Source organism: Acinetobacter lwoffii (assembly GCF_024129685.1).
GTDB classification, from domain to species: Bacteria; Pseudomonadota; Gammaproteobacteria; order Pseudomonadales; family Moraxellaceae; genus Acinetobacter; species Acinetobacter lwoffii_X.
In genome coordinates this window covers 33,501-50,499 of record NZ_JAMXXL010000017.1, presented here as the reverse complement: position 1 = coordinate 50,499, position 16,999 = coordinate 33,501, and the positions used below count along the sequence as shown (strand labels likewise).

General features: G+C 44.1%; 18 protein-coding genes. 11 read left to right on the top strand and 7 right to left on the bottom strand.

Features of this window, described 5'->3' with window-relative positions; all coding sequences use genetic code 11:
• Positions 1 to 133: 133 nt before the first annotated feature.
• Positions 134 to 1,810, top strand: a complete 1,677-nt coding sequence (locus NI464_RS09590; protein WP_253138246.1) for an AMP-binding protein — start codon at positions 134 to 136, stop codon at positions 1,808 to 1,810.
• Positions 1,811 to 1,859: 49 nt separating this feature from the next.
• Here the strand turns inward: NI464_RS09590 and NI464_RS09585 are convergent, their stop codons facing one another.
• Positions 1,860 to 2,240: a hypothetical protein gene (locus NI464_RS09585; protein ID WP_005108436.1), complete on the bottom strand. Its 381-nt coding sequence runs from the start codon at positions 2,238 to 2,240 to the stop codon at positions 1,860 to 1,862.
• A 100-nt stretch (positions 2,241 to 2,340) separates the two neighbouring features.
• Here NI464_RS09585 and NI464_RS09580 point away from each other — a divergent pair, with 100 nt between their 5' ends.
• Together NI464_RS09580 and ppa are read left to right on the top strand one after the other, a co-directional pair.
• Positions 2,341 to 2,739 carry an MAPEG family protein gene (locus NI464_RS09580; protein ID WP_253138245.1) on the top strand — a complete coding sequence of 133 codons (399 nt, stop codon included), beginning with the start codon at positions 2,341 to 2,343 and terminating at the stop codon, positions 2,737 to 2,739.
• A 117-nt stretch (positions 2,740 to 2,856) separates the two neighbouring features.
• The gene (ppa, locus tag NI464_RS09575) at positions 2,857 to 3,393 is read left to right on the top strand and encodes an inorganic diphosphatase (RefSeq protein ID WP_004281037.1); all 537 of its coding nucleotides are present in this window, start codon (positions 2,857 to 2,859) and stop codon (positions 3,391 to 3,393) included.
• 95 nt (positions 3,394 to 3,488) lie between these two features.
• Here the strand turns inward: ppa and NI464_RS09570 are convergent, their stop codons facing one another.
• Positions 3,489 to 4,835 carry an OprD family outer membrane porin gene (locus NI464_RS09570; RefSeq protein ID WP_085064600.1) on the bottom strand — a complete coding sequence of 449 codons (1,347 nt, stop codon included), beginning with the start codon at positions 4,833 to 4,835 and terminating at the stop codon, positions 3,489 to 3,491.
• A 596-nt stretch (positions 4,836 to 5,431) separates the two neighbouring features.
• Here NI464_RS09570 and NI464_RS09565 point away from each other — a divergent pair.
• Positions 5,432 to 6,166 carry a TorF family putative porin gene (locus tag NI464_RS09565; RefSeq protein WP_085064601.1) on the top strand — a complete coding sequence of 245 codons (735 nt, stop codon included), beginning with the start codon at positions 5,432 to 5,434 and terminating at the stop codon, positions 6,164 to 6,166.
• Positions 6,167 to 6,212: 46 nt separating this feature from the next.
• On the opposite strand, the gene NI464_RS09560 is transcribed toward NI464_RS09565, so the two are convergent.
• Positions 6,213 to 7,703, bottom strand: a complete 1,491-nt coding sequence (locus NI464_RS09560) for a YifB family Mg chelatase-like AAA ATPase (RefSeq protein ID WP_253138244.1) — start codon at positions 7,701 to 7,703, stop codon at positions 6,213 to 6,215.
• A gap of 66 nt (positions 7,704 to 7,769) precedes the next feature.
• On the bottom strand, positions 7,770 to 7,997 hold the full coding sequence (locus tag NI464_RS09555) for an accessory factor UbiK family protein (RefSeq protein ID WP_168730904.1): 228 nt from the start codon (positions 7,995 to 7,997) through the stop codon (positions 7,770 to 7,772).
• 277 nt (positions 7,998 to 8,274) lie between these two features.
• Between NI464_RS09555 and glnK the strand changes: the two genes are divergently transcribed.
• The 7 genes from glnK (at position 8,275) to NI464_RS09520 (ending at position 14,407) form a co-directional block, all read left to right on the top strand.
• Positions 8,275 to 8,613, top strand: a complete 339-nt coding sequence (gene glnK, locus NI464_RS09550) for a P-II family nitrogen regulator (RefSeq protein WP_004281042.1) — start codon at positions 8,275 to 8,277, stop codon at positions 8,611 to 8,613.
• Between the two features lie 59 nt (positions 8,614 to 8,672).
• Positions 8,673 to 10,085, top strand: coding sequence for an ammonium transporter (locus NI464_RS09545; RefSeq protein ID WP_180086764.1), 1,413 nt, complete (start codon positions 8,673 to 8,675; stop codon positions 10,083 to 10,085).
• A gap of 140 nt (positions 10,086 to 10,225) precedes the next feature.
• A complete protein-coding gene (gene nrdR, locus NI464_RS09540; RefSeq protein ID WP_004281044.1) occupies positions 10,226 to 10,690 on the top strand; it encodes a transcriptional regulator NrdR in 465 nt (154 codons plus the stop codon).
• 2 nt (positions 10,691 to 10,692) lie between these two features.
• Positions 10,693 to 11,781 carry a bifunctional diaminohydroxyphosphoribosylaminopyrimidine deaminase/5-amino-6-(5-phosphoribosylamino)uracil reductase RibD gene (ribD, locus tag NI464_RS09535; protein WP_253138243.1) on the top strand — a complete coding sequence of 363 codons (1,089 nt, stop codon included), beginning with the start codon at positions 10,693 to 10,695 and terminating at the stop codon, positions 11,779 to 11,781.
• Positions 11,778 to 13,070 (top strand): DNA adenine methylase, encoded by a 1,293-nt coding sequence (locus NI464_RS09530; protein ID WP_004644908.1) that lies wholly within the window; start codon positions 11,778 to 11,780, stop codon positions 13,068 to 13,070. The genes ribD and NI464_RS09530 overlap by 4 nt, the downstream gene beginning before the upstream one ends.
• 22 nt (positions 13,071 to 13,092) lie before the next feature.
• On the top strand, positions 13,093 to 13,752 hold the full coding sequence (locus NI464_RS09525) for a riboflavin synthase (protein ID WP_253138242.1): 660 nt from the start codon (positions 13,093 to 13,095) through the stop codon (positions 13,750 to 13,752).
• A gap of 109 nt (positions 13,753 to 13,861) precedes the next feature.
• Positions 13,862 to 14,407 carry a VTT domain-containing protein gene (locus tag NI464_RS09520; protein ID WP_253138241.1) on the top strand — a complete coding sequence of 182 codons (546 nt, stop codon included), beginning with the start codon at positions 13,862 to 13,864 and terminating at the stop codon, positions 14,405 to 14,407.
• Between the two features lie 61 nt (positions 14,408 to 14,468).
• On the opposite strand, the gene blhA is transcribed toward NI464_RS09520, so the two are convergent.
• The 3 genes from blhA to NI464_RS09505 are packed head-to-tail and all read right to left on the bottom strand — an operon-like array spanning position 14,469 to position 16,973.
• The gene (gene blhA / locus NI464_RS09515) at positions 14,469 to 15,098 is read right to left on the bottom strand and encodes a cell division protein BlhA (protein WP_253138240.1); all 630 of its coding nucleotides are present in this window, start codon (positions 15,096 to 15,098) and stop codon (positions 14,469 to 14,471) included.
• Between the two features lie 26 nt (positions 15,099 to 15,124).
• Positions 15,125 to 15,532: a DNA polymerase III subunit chi gene (locus tag NI464_RS09510; RefSeq protein ID WP_253138239.1), complete on the bottom strand. Its 408-nt coding sequence runs from the start codon at positions 15,530 to 15,532 to the stop codon at positions 15,125 to 15,127.
• A complete protein-coding gene (locus tag NI464_RS09505; protein ID WP_191112166.1) occupies positions 15,525 to 16,973 on the bottom strand; it encodes a leucyl aminopeptidase in 1,449 nt (482 codons plus the stop codon). The genes NI464_RS09510 and NI464_RS09505 overlap by 8 nt, the downstream gene beginning before the upstream one ends.
• Positions 16,974 to 16,999: the final 26 nt, after the last annotated feature.

Below are 16,999 nucleotides of genomic sequence, written 5' to 3'. Positions count from 1 at the left end.
CGAAATACGTTATATATGAACAACGATTCAACAAGATGGATGCAATATCGCACATATACAAGTCTAAAAATGGCGTGTGATATTGAAAAAAACAGTTGAAATACTAAGGATTATGATTGGAGAGATGGCCATTATGGAAAAAATTTGGTTTGCTGAATACCAAAAAACAGGGATTCCAGAAACAGTAGAATTACCAGCAGAAAATACTTCTCTAGTAGATGTTTTTGAGCGTAATTTCCAAAAATTCGGCTCGCGTGATGCCTTTATCTTTATGGATAAGGCTATGACTTTCAATGAATTGGAAGAGGCGAGCCGCAAGTTTGCAACTTATCTACAAAGCTTGGGGTTGGCAAAAGGTTCACGTGTGGCAGTGATGATGCCAAACGTTCTTCAGTATCCGGTTGTGGCACTTGGGGTGTTCCGCGCAGGTTTGGTACTGGTCAACGTGAATCCACTCTATACATCACGTGAACTTGAGCATCAATTAAATGACTCTGGCGCTGAAGTGCTGGTGATTATTGAAAACTTTGCTTCTGTTTATCAAGCGATTATTGGTAAAACACCGGTGAAACATGTCGTGGTCGCTTCTGTCGGTGACATGCTGGGTGCCTTGAAAGGGACACTGGTGAACTTTGTATTGCGTTCTGTACGCAAGCAAATTCCAGCTTGGGATATTCCAGGCCATGTGAGATTCAATGCGGCGTTATCTAAAGTTAATCCAAGTAACTATAAACGCCCTGAATTGACCCTTAGCGATACAGCAGTTCTTCAATACACAGGTGGTACCACAGGCGTATCTAAAGGTGCTGAACTGACACATCGTAACCTGGTTGCGAACATGTTGCAGTGTGACGGTATTTTCCAGAGCAAATTTGGTGCGCAAGATGGTCAGCCAGATGACCGTATTTTCTGTGCTTTGCCGCTTTATCATATCTTTGCATTCATGGTATGCGCACTTTACGGTATGTACAAAGGTCAGGCGAATGTTCTGATTCCAAACCCGCGTGATTTACCTGCGGTGATGAAAGAGCTACGTAAATACCAGCCGACTTTCTTCCCGGCAGTGAACACACTTTTCAATGCGCTGGTAAACAATGAAGAGTTCAAGCAACTTGATCATAGCAAATTGAAAATGGCGATGGGCGGCGGTATGGCCGTACTTCCTTCTACCGCAGCAGCATGGAAGAAAGTTACCGGAACCAATATCGTTGAAGGTTATGGCTTGTCTGAAACTTCTCCGGTGGCAACAGCAAACCCACCTGCGTCTGAAGAATTCAGTGGCACTATTGGCATTCCATTGCCATTGACTGAAGTGGCTATTCTGGATGATGAAGGCAATGAAGTTTCACTGGGTGAGCAAGGTGAAATTTCAATCCGTGGTCCTCAGGTCATGAAAGGCTACTGGAACCGTCCAGATGAAACTGAAAAGGTCATGGTGAATGGCTTCTTCCGTACCGGTGATATCGGTGTTATGGATTCACGTGGTTATGTGAAAATTGTAGATCGTAAGAAAGACATGATTCTAGTGTCTGGTTTTAACGTCTATCCATCTGAGATTGAAGAGGTTGTAGCAACTCATCCAAAAGTACTGGAAGTGGCTGCGATTGGTGTGCCAGATGAAAAATCAGGTGAAGTGCCAAAACTGTTTGTTGTGAAAAAAGATCCGTCTTTAACCACAGAAGAAGTTTTAGCATTCGCTAAAGAAAACCTGACCGGTTATAAACGTCCACGTTATGTCGAGTTTATGGATGAATTACCAAAATCTAACGTAGGTAAAATCCTGCGTAAAGATCTGCGTAAAACAGCCTAATACCTGCAAGAAAAAAAGCGCCGTCAGGCGCTTTTTTGATTTGGACTTTTTATTTTTTCATTAACCAGCGATCAAAATAAGGACGACCTACACCAACTACTCCCAAGAAGATAAACATGGTGCCAAACTGGCGAGTAAATCCGGTTTGATTAAAGCTGCCATAACTTAGAATGTTATCGACCAAGCAATACACCAGAATCGCGACCAGCCAGTGCCAGAGAGGCATACGCTTGATACCGACGAAATAAAAGGCAATCCATAAAATGGCAAAGGTGAAGATTGGTGACCAGATATTCATATTGGCACAAATGACAGCCATCAGAAATGCCACAATCGGTAGGACAATTTTTAATACGCGATCCACTTGACGTTGATGCTGGCGTTGTTTCTCGAGGACATCGAACATTTCATTTTGATCAGGCGCGACCATAGTGAATCCTTAACAAGTAATAAAAAGCACTCTATTTAACAAAATTTATTCACGAAATGCCATGCTATGATAGAGATAAAATTTTCATGAGAAAAAACAGATGCACAGCATTAGTGGGGTTATTTATCTCATTTTGGCCGCTTGTCTTTTGCCTTATGTGTTTACATTGATTGCAAAAAAATCAGCAGGCTTCAGCACTAAAGACAATCAGAATCCACGGGCATTTTTAGAAAAGTCTTCAGGCTTGGCCAGTCGCGCCAATGCTGCCCAGCAGAATAGCTTTGAAAGTTTGCCACTCTTTATTGCTGCTATTCTAATGGCGGAATATATGGTGGTGCCGCAAAGTGTAGTGATGACTTTTGGTGTAGCTTATCTGGTTTTTCGTGTGTTGTACGGAATCTGCTATTTAGCCAACTGGGCGACTTTACGCTCTATCGTATGGTTGCTCTCGATGTTATGTCCGGTAGCTTTATTGCTGCTGATCATCAAGTTAGTTTAAGTCATCAGGTCTGCGGACATATTTACAGTTCGATATTTTAAAATCCAAAATAATCTTTAAAAACCGTTATAATTGTCGCGGTTTTTTAAAAGATATAACTTGTTAAAGAGTGATGCTATGAGCTACAGCAATATCCCAGCGGGTAAAGATGCGCCAAACGATATCTATGTGATCATCGAAATTCCTGCAAATGCAGCACCAATCAAATACGAAATCGATAAAGATTCTGATGCGTTATTTGTAGACCGTTTCATGGGTACAGCAATGTTCTACCCAGCAAACTACGGTTATGTACCAAACACACTATCGCTTGATGGTGACCCATTAGACGTACTGGTGGTAACACCTCATCCAGTAGAGCCAGGTTCAGTCATTCGTTGTCGTCCTGTCGGTAAATTGAACATGGAAGATGATGGTGGTGTTGATGCGAAACTGGTTGCAGTTCCACATGACAAGCTGACTCCAATCTACAAAGATGTTCAGGAATATACTGATCTTCCTCCATTGTTGATCAGCCAGATCGAACATTTCTTCCAGCATTACAAAGATCTTGAGCCAGGCAAATGGGTCAAGCTGAGTGGTTGGGAAGGTGCTGATGTTGCGAAACAAGAAGTACTGGACTCAATTGCTGCTTATGCAGAAGCAAATAAATAATTGCTTTTTATCGTTCAGGTTTTAACTTTTTAAAGCCTGGAATAAAAAAACCTGCACAATGTGCAGGTTTTTTTATGGCTTGAAACTCAAGTGAATTAGAATAATTTCACAGGAATGTCTAACCAGATACGCCATTCATTAGTGTCACCAATGTAGTTTCCGTATTGGTATTCATCACTCGCACGGTAGTATGAGTGACGTACACGTAAGCTAGTGTCTTTAGCAAAACCAGATTGAACTGTATATTTTACCTGATTAAAGAATTCACGTTCTTGAGCATCACTAGTGATTAATTGAGAGCGATCATTTTGATTAGCAACATCAATATCCCAACCATAAACAAATGCAGAAGTCCAAGATAGGCCAGGAACATTCATTGCACCGAAATCATAAGTGTATTGAAGCTGTGCTGATTTTTCATCATTACCAATGAAGTCAGACAGGTATGAGTTCGGCATATAAATGGTTTGATGACCATCACCTACACCTTTACCTAAACCATAGTCATAACCTGTATTACCCGTATTTTGTTGGTAAGCAAGCATGACATTGTGTGGGCCTTTATTATAGGTCGTAGAAATTGCCCAAATATTGTTGCTTAAGTTATTAAAGTCATCAGTTGTATGTGAGTATGTATATGCACTGACGTCGGATTTTTTATCCCAATCAGTATGATAGCCACTAAAGTCATGAGTTAAAGTACTACCATTCGCCAATGCATAACTATAATTGGCATTGACATAATGACGCTCTAGGCGGTCTTTAATGTCTGTACCATAATAAGAAGCATTAACTGCATCATTAAATTTGTATTTTGCACCCCAAACTACTGCGCGATCCAATTCATTACCATCAGATTTGATCTGGCTTGAACGCTGGTTTTCAGTAAATTTACCAGCAACGAGGCTTAAGTTTTCGATTTCATTACTTTCAACCAATACACCTGTAAAGTATTCAGGTACTAAACGCGCAGTATTGCTTGCAAGTACAGGTAAGTCTAAAACCTGAGTACCATAAGTAGCAGTCGTGTTTGAAACACGTGCTTTTACATATGCGCCGCCACGTGCCCAGTGATCATAAGCTGAACCATCGGGATGTTGAGGAATCATGTCATTACCGGCATGTGCATTTTCACCCAATTTGAAAGATGCATCACCAATGATACCCGCACCAAAGCCGACTACACCTTTGGTAAAACCAGAGTCTAATTTAACGATCGCAGTTTGAGCAGCTGAGCTTGTATCATTAACAACTTCACGTGCACCGGTTTGATTGTCGTTATAGTTGATTTTATCGCGGTGCAAATAACCGGTACGGAAAAGTACAGAACCTTCTGCATCTTCTACAAAACCTTTCGATTCACTTTGCTCGCTAGCGAAAGCAGTAGAAACCAAAGCAGCCTGAATCAAAACTGCTAACGTTAATTTTTTTGAATTTTGCATTGGGAAGAGAGCCTTATACAAATTGATCGGAATTTTTTAGGAATTGTATAAGAAATGCTGAAAAAATGTCATTTTTTATTAGATATATTCCACTAAAGTTTAGATTTTTTAACTCAAATTAAACAATAGTAAGGATTTGAGGTGATTAATTTTCAACCTGTCGGTAAAAAGTTAGTAAAAACATAACTCTATTGACAGGTATAAATGATATTTCTGAAGTGATGAAATGAATATGATCAGCTTGTTTATTTTGGAAAGTCCAAAAAATATGATCAAAAATTACGCACTATTTTTTAGCACAAATTTTGATCATTACAAAAATGGAATCAAAATAGGGCAAATTGTAAATGATTATGTATAAGTATTAAAAAATTGATGAAATACCCTTAACTACATTTATTTAAAAGAAAGCTTAGATAATTCATTTTTTCATAATTTTAATTTTTATTTAAAAACAATGGTTTAAATTTTATTTGTCTTTTCAGATTTATTATTTTGGTTCCTTTTATCCAGATTGGCATAGCTCTTGCAAATTTTGAGCTTGAGTTTAATCAATGATCATAAAAACGTCTCAGACGATCTGGGGGAGCCACACAATGAAATTAACATTAAAAGTATTATCTCTTGCTTTATTGGGCGCTGTATCTTCTTTTTCTTTTGCCGAAGAACCTGTTGCTGAACATACGGTATCTGGAAATATAAGCGTACTTTCAAGCTATAACCTGCGTGGTATTACTAACATTCCTGAAAATAGCGGCGCTACCTTACAAGGTGGACTCGATTATAACCATGCGTCTGGCTTCTATGCAGGTTGGTGGGGATCTACGCTAGATTACACTTTGTCTGAAGAAGGACGTGATGCTTTCGAAAATAACTTCTATGCTGGCTATAGCCACGCAGTCAATGATGACTTAGGTTTAACGATCGGTACGACTTACTACTATTATTATGAATCTGATGTCAATTCTGATGGATTTGAGCTGTTATTGGGTATGAGCTATAAAGATTTGGGCGTTACAGCACAAACCCTTCTTGAAGATACCACTTGGGGCAATGCAGGTGATACCTATTTAAAAGCCACTTATAGCTATGCTTTACCACAAGATTTCAGCTTGGATACAGCTTTAGGCTTATATGCTTATGAAAAATCAGGTGACTTTATTGAAGGAACTACGGAAAGTTTCGGTTTCCGTCATTTTGACATCGGTTTAAGCAAGCCACTTGGTGACACAGGTGTAACTGCAAGCATGAATTATATCTTGGGTGGTTATGACCGTTTTGATGAAAAACAAAAGAATAAAGTCGTATTCGGACTGGGTTATAGCTTCTAATTCTCTTTAGATAAAAAGGCGACCTTAGGTCGCCTTTTTTAATGACCTAAATCTGCTGCTGCCCGCGATAAGACAGGGCTTCCGAAAGATGCTGACTTTGAATATCTGCACTTTGATTTAAATCGGCAATGGTGCGTGCGACACGCAAGACCCGATGATAGCCACGTGCGGATAAATTCAGTTTTTGCTGAGCCATTTCAAGCATATTCTGAGCAGACTGATCTAATGCGGCATATTGCTCTAGCTGTTTTGGACTCAGACTCATATTCAAGGTATTTTGCCGTTGCATCTGAATTTCATAGGCTGCAATGACGCGTTGTCTGACCGTTTCTGAGCTTTCTGTAGGCCGATTGTCCTGTAACTCATGCGCCTGTAATGGTGGTACATCAATATGTAAATCAATCCGATCCAGCAACGGGCCTGAAATCCGGTTCTGATAGCGTTTAATACTTTCCGGTGAACATTGGCAGCGGATATCCTGATTAAAGGCATAACCACACGGGCAGGGATTCATGGCGGCCACCAACTGGAAATTGGCGGGAAAAGTAATCTGGCGTGATGCCCGGGAAATGACAATTTCCTTTGCTTCCAAAGGCTGACGTAGAACTTCCAGCACTTTGCGGTCGAATTCTGGTAGCTCGTCCAGAAATAAAACCCCTAAATGTGCCAGAGTAATTTCTCCTGGCTTGGGGTATGAGCCGCCACCAACCAATGCTACCGCAGAAGCAGTATGGTGTGGTGCTCGAAACGGGCGTTGCCCAAAAGGGTGATTGGCATTCGCCACCGAATAAATACTGGCTACTTCCAGATTTTCCTGCGTCCTTAAGGGCGGTAAAATACTAGCCAATCGAGAAGCCAGCAAGGTCTTGCCTGTTCCAGGTGGGCCTCGAAACAGCAGGGAATGACCACCTGCCGCGGCAATTTCTAAAGCACGCCGTGGTCGCAATTGTCCTTTTACATCCGCCAGATCAAACTTATAAAAATGGTCTTTAGCGAGTGGGCGGGCTTCTACTTGCGGCAAACGCTGCGCCTGGGAAAGATGTTCACACACTTCTTTTAAATGATGGGCTGCAAAGACTTTAAAGTCTGGGAGCTGACAGGCTTCCTGTGCATTTGGGCCAGGCAAAATCAGTTGATGCTGGTCACTTTGACAGGCAATGGCAATACTCAAGGTGCCGCTGACAGGACGTAATTGACCATCGAGAGCTAATTCTCCAATAAATTCAAGATGCTCGGTGCAATCTTCAGGCAGCTGGCCTGAAGCCACTAAAATGCCTAATGCAATCGGTAAATCCAGACGTGAGCCATCTTTTGGCAGATCTGCTGGTGCCAGATTAATGGTCAGACGTTTGGTCGGAAATTGAAAGCCGCTATTCAAAATGGCAGAGCGTACCCGATCTTTACTTTCGCGTACCGCCGCTTCGGGAAGCCCTACTATAGTGAGCGAAGGCATGCCCGAACTCACATGAACTTCGACTTCAATTAAAGGCGCATGTAGGCCCAGCAAGCCTCGCGTATAAATTTTGGCAAAAGACATTATTATTGTTCCAATTTGGTGCGTTATTTTTATAGTTCTGGTGTCTTTTGTGCACTGTAGTTGTGCTTATTTTTTGTTCGAAATTTTCTCTTCTAATGCTTCTACCTGTTTCAGCAAATCATTCAAGCGATGATTGGCATTATTTAGGGCAGTACGCTGACGTTCTATTTCCTCTTTAGACACCAAATCCATTTTTGCCACTGCTTCATTTAACAGGGCACGGATATTATGTTCCACATCTTTCTTAGGTTGTTCGACTTGCTGCAAAATTGCTTGTAATAAAGTTTCAATCATCGTCTGATCCATCGCCGTAGAAAGGAGCGCACAGTTTAGCATTGCTAAAATGCAGACTATAGTATTTCAGACAAAATATAGACTTATTCGATTAAAGATATTGTAAAAATCCACATAAAAAATGTCTATTTTTTGAAGATTCGAAGCCTTTATCCGTATAAAATAAGGTATAAATAAACCACATGCCGGGCTTTCTAACTTCCCCCGACCTTAGGAATCTTGGCATGAAATTTGAACGTAAAACCTTACTGGTGAAATAAGCCGAAGGAAAACAAACATGAAGCTCGTAACTGCAATTGTAAAACCTTTTAAATTAGATGATGTTCGCGAAGCATTGTCTGAAATTGGTGTTCAAGGCATCACTGTAACTGAAGTGAAAGGCTTTGGTCGTCAAAAAGGCCACACTGAACTCTATCGTGGTGCTGAATACGTTGTAGATTTCTTGCCGAAAGTCAAAATTGAAATCGCGATTAGCGATGAAATGGTAGACGCGGTGATTGAATCTATTACTCGTGTGGCGAGCACTGGAAAAATCGGTGACGGAAAAATTTTCGTGACCAACTTAGAACAAGTCATCCGTATTCGTACAGGTGAAACAGGTGCAGACGCTGTCTAACTTGGCACGAAGTTTGCTGAGTACCTAATAACTCACAAAAACTTGGTTGGGGGATACGAATGAAAAAAATGCTACTCGCGTTCGGCATGGCCGGCGCTCTTTTTGGTGGTTCTGTTGCATGGGCTGAAGAAGCTGCAACAGCAACAGCACCGACAGAAGAAATTGTGCTTGTTGAAGAAGCAGGCGATACAACAAATACAACAACAGACACGATAGCAGCAATTGCTGAAGCAGCGCCAGTTGAAGCTGCAGCGCCTGCAGAAGAAGAACCAACGCTAGATACCGGCGATACCGCTTGGGTTTTAACCTCTACCGCTCTAGTTTTACTCATGACCATTCCTGGCTTGGCGCTATTTTATGGCGGTATGGTCCGCAAGAAAAACGTTCTGGCGACGATGGCACATAGCTTTATTGCTGCGGCGGTGGTCAGTATTGCTTGGGTGATTATTGGTTATACCCTAGCTTTCGGTGAAGGCAATGCCTTTATAGGTGGCCTGGATAAATTCATGCTGGCCGGTATTACCACAGAGGCGCTTTCAGGCACGATTCCTGAAATCCTGTTTGTGATTTTCCAAATGACTTTTGCCATCATTACGGTTGCCATCATCAGCGGTTCGATTGCAGAGCGTATGAAATTTGGTGCTTTCGTTGCTTTTATCGCACTTTGGGTGGTGATTGTTTATGCACCAATTACCCACTGGGTATGGGGTGGTGGCTGGTTAGGTAACGACGGCGCGCTTGATTTTGCCGGTGGTACGGTTGTACATATCAACTCGGGTGTTGCCGGTCTGGTAGCGGCATATATGCTGGGCAAACGTATGGGTTTGGGTCGTGAATCTATGGCACCGCATAACCTGACGCTTACAGTAGTTGGTGCATCTTTGCTCTGGGTAGGCTGGTTCGGTTTCAACGGTGGTTCTGCATTAGGTGCCAACGGTTCTGCAGGCTATGCCTTGATCGTGACTCAAGTCGCAGCAGCGGCAGCGGCCATCTCCTGGTTAATCACTGAAAAACTGGCACGTGGTAAAGCTTCTGTACTGGGCGGCGTATCGGGTGCAGTTGCTGGTCTGGTGGTCATTACTCCAGCTGCAGGTTTTGTGACTGTAGGTGGTGCATTGGCGATGGGTCTGATCGGTGGTGTGGTGTGTTTCTGGGGGATTACTGCACTGAAACGTGCATTGAAAGCCGATGACTCTTTAGATGCTTTTGGTTTGCATGGTGTAGGTGGTATTGTCGGCGCGATTTTAACCGCGTTCTTTGCCAGCGAATTCATCATGGGGGACAATGCTCCTGCAAATGTCATGCATCAGCTTTGGGTGCAAGTGGAAGGTGTACTGGCGACAATTGCTTACTCTGCGATCATGACCTTCATTATCCTGAAAGTCATCGACTTGATCATTGGAATCCGTGTAGCATCTGATGATGAGCGTATGGGTCTGGATTTAAGCCAACATGGCGAACGTGTCGAATAATAATAAATCCACCATAATCAATATATAGTGTAAAACAGCCCGAATGGGCTGTTTTTTTTCTATATGTTGCGTAAAACTCTACAAAGTTTGTAATTTTTGCTACACTCGGAATCCATCTGGATTTGTTCAATTAAACCGCTATGCATTGCCCATTTTGCAATACTGCAGACAGTAAAGTGATTGATTCACGCCTGGCAGCTGAAGGCTGTCAGATTCGTCGTCGCCGTGAATGTGTCAGTTGTAATGAACGCTTCACTACCTTTGAAAGCTATGAAGTGGTGATGCCGCGCGTCATCAAGTCGGATGGCAAAAATGAACCTTTCGATGAAGCCAAATTACGCCGTTCCCTGATGCATGCCTTGCAAAAACGCCCGGTGACCCAGGAGCAGATTGAAACAGTGCTGAGCGATATTCAGCTACAGATTCGCCGTCTGGGTGAGCGTGATGTGAAATCACGTACCATCGGTGAAATCGTGATGCAGTCTTTATTTGCTCTGGATCATGTTGCCTATGTGCGTTTTGCTTCGGTCTATCAGGATTTTCAGGATGTCGAAGCTTTTCGTCATCAGATTGAACAGATGCAACAACGAGAATTACAAGAATAAGCATGGCTGAACTGAATCAAGATCAAATCTGGATGCGCCGGGCCATTGAATTGGCACGTCAGGGGCAATATTCCACCAAACCGAATCCGAATGTCGGCTGTGTCATTGTTAAAGATGGCATCGTGATTGGTGAAGGCTTTCATCCCCAAGCCGGCCAGCCACATGCTGAAGTCTTTGCGCTGCGTCAGGCCGGTGAACAGACACGTGGTGCAACCGCTTATGTGACTTTAGAACCTTGTGCGCATTATGGCCGGACGCCGCCTTGTGCCAAAGGGCTGGTGGAAGCAGGTGTGGCTAAAGTTGTCGTAGCCTGTCCAGATCCCAATCCACTGGTGGCCGGAAAGGGCGTACAGATGCTCAAAGATGCCGGCATTGAGGTAGACGTTGGCATCTGTGAAAATGAAGCGCATGAGCTGAATCAAGGTTTCCTGAAAGCCATGGCGACTGGCATGCCTTATGTGCGTTTAAAAATTGCCTCAAGCCTGGATGGCCGTACCGCAATGGCATCCGGTGAATCGAAATGGATTACCGGTGTGGAAGCGCGTCAGGATGTACAGCATTGGCGTGCGATTTCAGGCGCAGTGATCACCGGAATTGATACGGTTCTTGCGGATGACTGTCAGCTGAATGTGCGGCAACTGGATGGGATTGAAGATATCAAGACCGTGGTGCAACCGAAACGAATTATTCTAGACCGTCAGGGGCGTTTACCACTAAACGCAAAAATTTTAGCGCAAGCCGATACCGTAATGGTGATGGGGCCATTTCGTCAGGAGCTTGCAGACCTAGGTGTGCTACACTTGCCGGTACAGCCTTTAGCAGAATTATTAAAGCAACTGGTTCAACAGCATCAGATTTATGATGTCTTGGTGGAAGCAGGGGCGACCTTATCTACGGCATTTTTACAACAAAAATTGGTTGATGAACTGATCAGTTACGTTGCACCGACCCTATTGGGTCGGTCTGCGCGTACCATGTTTAATGCAGAATTTAGCCATATGGCCGAACAACTCCGATTTAAGCTGCGCGATGTAACTCGCTTAGGTGATGACGTGCGCTTCAGGCTAATTCCTTTTCAAGAGACACTATGAGTTCAGAGTCTACGGTTTATCATAAACGTCGCCATGCGGCACGTACCACCGATGAATATCTTTTCCATCAGCTGGTTCCTTATCTGGGCAATAAACGCCGTTTACTGCATTTAATTCTGGAAGCGTTGGAAAGTACGGGAACTCTGAACCGTGCTGATGGTCGTGCGCCGATTTTTGCTGACTTTTTTGCAGGTTCAGGCGTGGTCTCGCGCTTGGCCCGTCAGAATGGCTATCGTGTGATTGCCAATGACTGGGAGCCGTATAGCCATGCGCTGAATCATGCGGTACTGGCCTGTACTGAAGCACCGGCATTTAAAGAACTCGGTGGCTATCAGAAAGCAATTGATTATCTGAACCGTCTGCCGGAAGTTAAAGGCTGGGTGACGCATAACCTCTGTCCACGTAATGATGAAATCTATGATCCAGCCCGTGACCGTTTGTTCTTCAAACGTCGTAACGGCATGCGTATTGATGCGATTCGTCAGCAGATTGCCGCCTGGCAGGCACAAGGTGCAATTGATGATGTGGAGATGTCTGCCTTGCTGGCGCCTTTGCTGTATTCCGCCAGTTTTGTCAGCAATACTTCTGGTGTTTTCAAAAGCTTTCACCATGGTTGGGGCGGGAAAACCCAAACTGCGCTGGAACGGATTGAATCTTTATTATGGTTAACACCAAGTCGTTTTTGCGAGTCGGATCAGAAAAAGGGAATGGCCGCAGAAATGTGGTGTGTCGATGCCCAGCATCTGGCTAACCAGATGAGCGGCTTTGAAGTAGACGTGGCTTATCTGGATCCACCCTATAATCAGCATGCCTATAGCAGTAATTATCATGTGCTGAATGCGCTGACTTTATGGGATCAGGCCGATTTACCGACTCCGGATACCAAGGGCTTTAAGAGCGGGATTGACCGGGCATGGCGTAAAGAGCGTCCGAGCCAGTACAACTCCTCTAAATATGCCAAAGAAGCTTACGAGAGCCTGTTGGCCACTATCAATGCGCGTTTCATCCTGACCAGTTATTCTACTGACGGGAATATCAGCGCGACTGATTTGTTACAGGCCAACCTGAAACGTGGCCGGGTGACCTTGCTGACCCAGGATGTACCACGTTATCGTGTCAGCAAACAGCGCCAGTCTGAACGTGCACGCGTGCTGGAATTTATTGTGATTACCGATACCCACGCCAAGTCAGGTCCACCGATCCGTCAATTACTCAGCCAGCTGCATCATTATGCAGAGTTGGGCGGTGTCGATACGACCGGCGTCAGCACCCAGTTGGCACTCTGGTAAAAGAATTGAAAAGGAAATAAAAATGTTTACAGGTATTATCGAAAGCCTCGGTAAAGTCGAAAGTCTGCAAAGCGTTGGCGGCGATGTACGTTTACGCATCCAGACTGATCTGAACATGTCCGATGTACATCTGGGTGATTCTATTGCGACCAACGGCATCTGCCTGACCGTGATCGACTGGGGCGAGAAGTGGTATGCGGCTGATGTTTCCCGTGAAAGCCTGAACCGGACCACACTCGGCACCTGGAAAGCCGGTCAACCTGTCAATGTTGAAAAAGCCATGTTGCCAACTACGCGTTTTGGTGGTCATATTGTGTCAGGTCATGTCGATGCAGTCGGCGAGATCACGCTGGTTCGTGAAGATGCACGTTCGATTTATTATGAAGTCACTGCACCTGCTGAAATTGCCAAATATCTGGCAGAAAAAGGCTCGGTTACAGTTGATGGTATTAGCCTGACCATTAATCATTTACGTGGCAGTGTGATCAGTCTGAACCTGATTCCGCATACGGCTGAACGGACCAATATCGGTACCTGGAAAGTCGGTAGCAAGGTCAATCTGGAAGTGGATGTATTGGCACGTTATATCGAGCGCTTATTGCTCGGTGATAAAGCCGCTGAAACTACTGAGCAATCAAAAATCAGCATGGATTTCCTGGCTGAAAATGGTTTCTTAAAATAAGAGAAATGTTGATTTACTGAACAGTCTGATTGAAAAATTAGACTGTTTTTTTATTTTTCGGGATAATCAGCAGTTCAACTTGCAAATATTGCCTTAGTGGACGGGTCGAATGCTCGATTTTTTACTTAACTTGGAACAGTTATTGCCGCTATTGCTCGATCAATATGGGGTATGGATTTATGCAATCCTGTTTCTGGTGATTTTTGCAGAAACCGGTTCGGTGTTTTTCTTTTTCCTGCCCGGCGACAGTCTATTGCTGGCTGTGGGAGCTTTGTGCGCCAGCAGCGATCTGGTGACCCTGCATTCGATGGGGCTGTTGTTATTCACTGCCTCGGTGCTAGGCTATAGCGTGAATTATTACACCGGAAAAGTTCTTGGTTTAAAATATTTCAATCAACATTCACGCTATTTCAAGCCAGAATATATGGTGAAAACCAATCACTATTTTATGAAACATGGCGGTAAAACTATTTTAATCGCACGTTTTATTCCTTTTGTCCGCTCATTTGGCCCTTTTGCCGCCGGTTCAGCGCATATGAGCTTTGCCACATTCAGCTTTTATAATATTGCGGGTGGCATCCTCTGGATTAGCACGTTATTAAGCATTGGCTACTTGCTCGGAAATGCTGCCTTTATGCTGGCAGATTTTTTCTAAGACGCGACATAGAAGAAAAAAAAAGCCCGAATTTTCGGGCTTTTTAATGTGAAAGGATCATTTAAATATTATGTAGCTGATCAGAAAATTCTGAATTTTTCAGCATATACTCGATTTCTTCTTTGGCCGCCGCACGCATTTTTTCACGCAGTGCATTGACGGTCTGTTCAATCACGGTTTCTGCCTCAAGTTCCAGACGTAAACGTACACTTTCTAATTCGGATAAAATGCTCTGGTCCTCAATCTGGATGCGACCTCTGGCAAAATCAAAAGTCGTCTCAGGATTTTTTGCATAACGTGCGACATAGTGCTGCACTTCAGCCTCTAGATGCGTATTTATTTCAGCGAGCGCCTGACTCTGTTCGCTAAATTTGCGCTGTTCCTCATGACGTAGCTGTTCTTGATAGGCCTGTTCTTCGGCACGTTTCTCGGCCAAGGCCTTTTCAAGCGCAAGCTGTTTGCGAATACGGGCTTCTTCAATCAATTCGGCCTTGCGCTGCGCATACGCGGCTTCGATCTTGCGTTCAGATTCCTGTTGCAAGCGCTGGTCGCGACTCTGCCATTCTTCCAAAGACGTTTCTGGCTTTAAAATATCGCAGATGCGAGAGAGGTCATCGATAAAGGTCTGACGTACAGCTTCCGGCACATTTAACCAGCGCTGTTTAAAATCGGGACCTACATTTAATGCCACGTGCCTCTCCTTGTGGATGATATCGGTTAAAGCTTATGGGTGTCCGGTTCAATACCTAAACGACGATATTGCTTGAATTTTTCACGACCCAACTGTTTAGCCGTTTCATGGTTTTCAATGATCTCAATAATGTGACTAAATTTTGCGTAAGGTTCAAGTGCTTCCGGATTAAAATTGAAAATAATCCAGTCGGACTGTTCCGGTAGTGTCGCCGAAATACAGACCGTGGCCTGAGGCTGGTCAATACCATGTGGAATAAAGCTGCTGGGGTCAAAGCTCCACAGACGTTCATCTAGCTGCTGTTGCAAATCCGTATCGGCACACAGTAACAAAATCCGCGCCGGCTGACGCAGAATCTTACGACATAAACGACAAGTACTGTCCACTTGTCGTTCAGGACTTTTTTCGAATAAATAAAAGCTGACTTTAGCCATTGCTTTGAACGCGATTCGCCAGGAATTGCATCAATAATGGAACTGGACGGCCGGTTGCACCTTTATTGGTACCTGAGTTCCATGCCGTACCTGCAACATCCAGATGTGCCCAGCGATATTCACGGGTAAAACGTTGCAGGAAGCAGGCTGCAGTCACAGAACCAGCTTTTGGACCACCGATATTGCCAATGTCGGCAAATGGTGAATCCAGCTGTTCCTGATAGTCTTCCAGTACCGGCATACGCCATACCCGGTCAAAGGAATGCTGGCCGGCAGCTTCCAGTTCTGCTGCCAGTTTATCATCTGGCGTGAACAGACCCGTCAGCACTGAACCCAAAGCGACCACACAGGCACCGGTTAAGGTTGCGATATCAATCACTAAAGCAGGGTTAAAACGTTTTACATAAGTCAGGGTATCACACAGCACCAGACGGCCTTCGGCATCGGTATTCAGGATTTCAACCGTCTGACCGCTCATGGTCGTTACGATATCACCAGGACGGGTGGCTTTACCTGAAGGCATGTTTTCTGCTGCAGCGATGGTTCCCACCACATGTAGAGGTAAGCGGGCTTCGCACAATGCACGCATTGTACCGAGTACAGAGGCTGCACCGCACATGTCGTATTTCATCTCGTCCATGCCTGCGCCTGGTTTAAGGGAAATACCGCCGGTATCAAACGTAATGCCTTTACCCACCAAGACTACCGGTGCTTCGCTACGCTCTGACTGATATTCCATGCTGATAATCCGACCAGGACGCTCTGAACCTTTACTTACCGCAAGGAAGGCGCCCATGCCTAAATCTGCCATTTGCTGTTCATCCAGCACTGTGACTTTAAGTAGGTCTGGATATTCAGCCGCCAAAGCCACCGCCTGTTCTGCAAGATATTCAGGGAAACAGATATTGCCCGGACGGTTGCCCAGGTCACGTGCCAGATTTTGTCCGCTTTGCACTGCTTGTACCAGTTGCAACTGTTCGGTAGTTAAGACGCTATGAGTGGCAATCAGGTCGATCTGCTCGAGCACAAATTCATTCTTCTTGGATTTATATTCATCATAACCATAGCTGGCCTGAGTCAGGAAGAGCGCAAACAGATAATGGAATTCTTGTGGAAGTTGTGTCAGATCTACAGAAATCTGTTTGAATTTTTTTTGAGTGACTTGAATAATAGTTTGCGCGATTTTTGCAAGTTTTGCCGGTTGCAGTTCAGCGACCTTGCCTAAACCAATTAGTGCTGCATGGCTGGACTGGCTCACCTGACCAATCAGGCTCAGGCTTTCCGCCAACGCTGCCTTGAATTGAGAGGCTTCAATTAATGTGTCTAAATTATTGATTTGATAGGTTGCGGTTGTATTCTGAAGTTGTTCTGAGTCAACTAAAATCAACAAAGATTGACTTGATCCATTCTCTGGGAATGACGTATTAATTGTAAGTTTCATATTCTGTTTTCACGCCTGTCTAGATG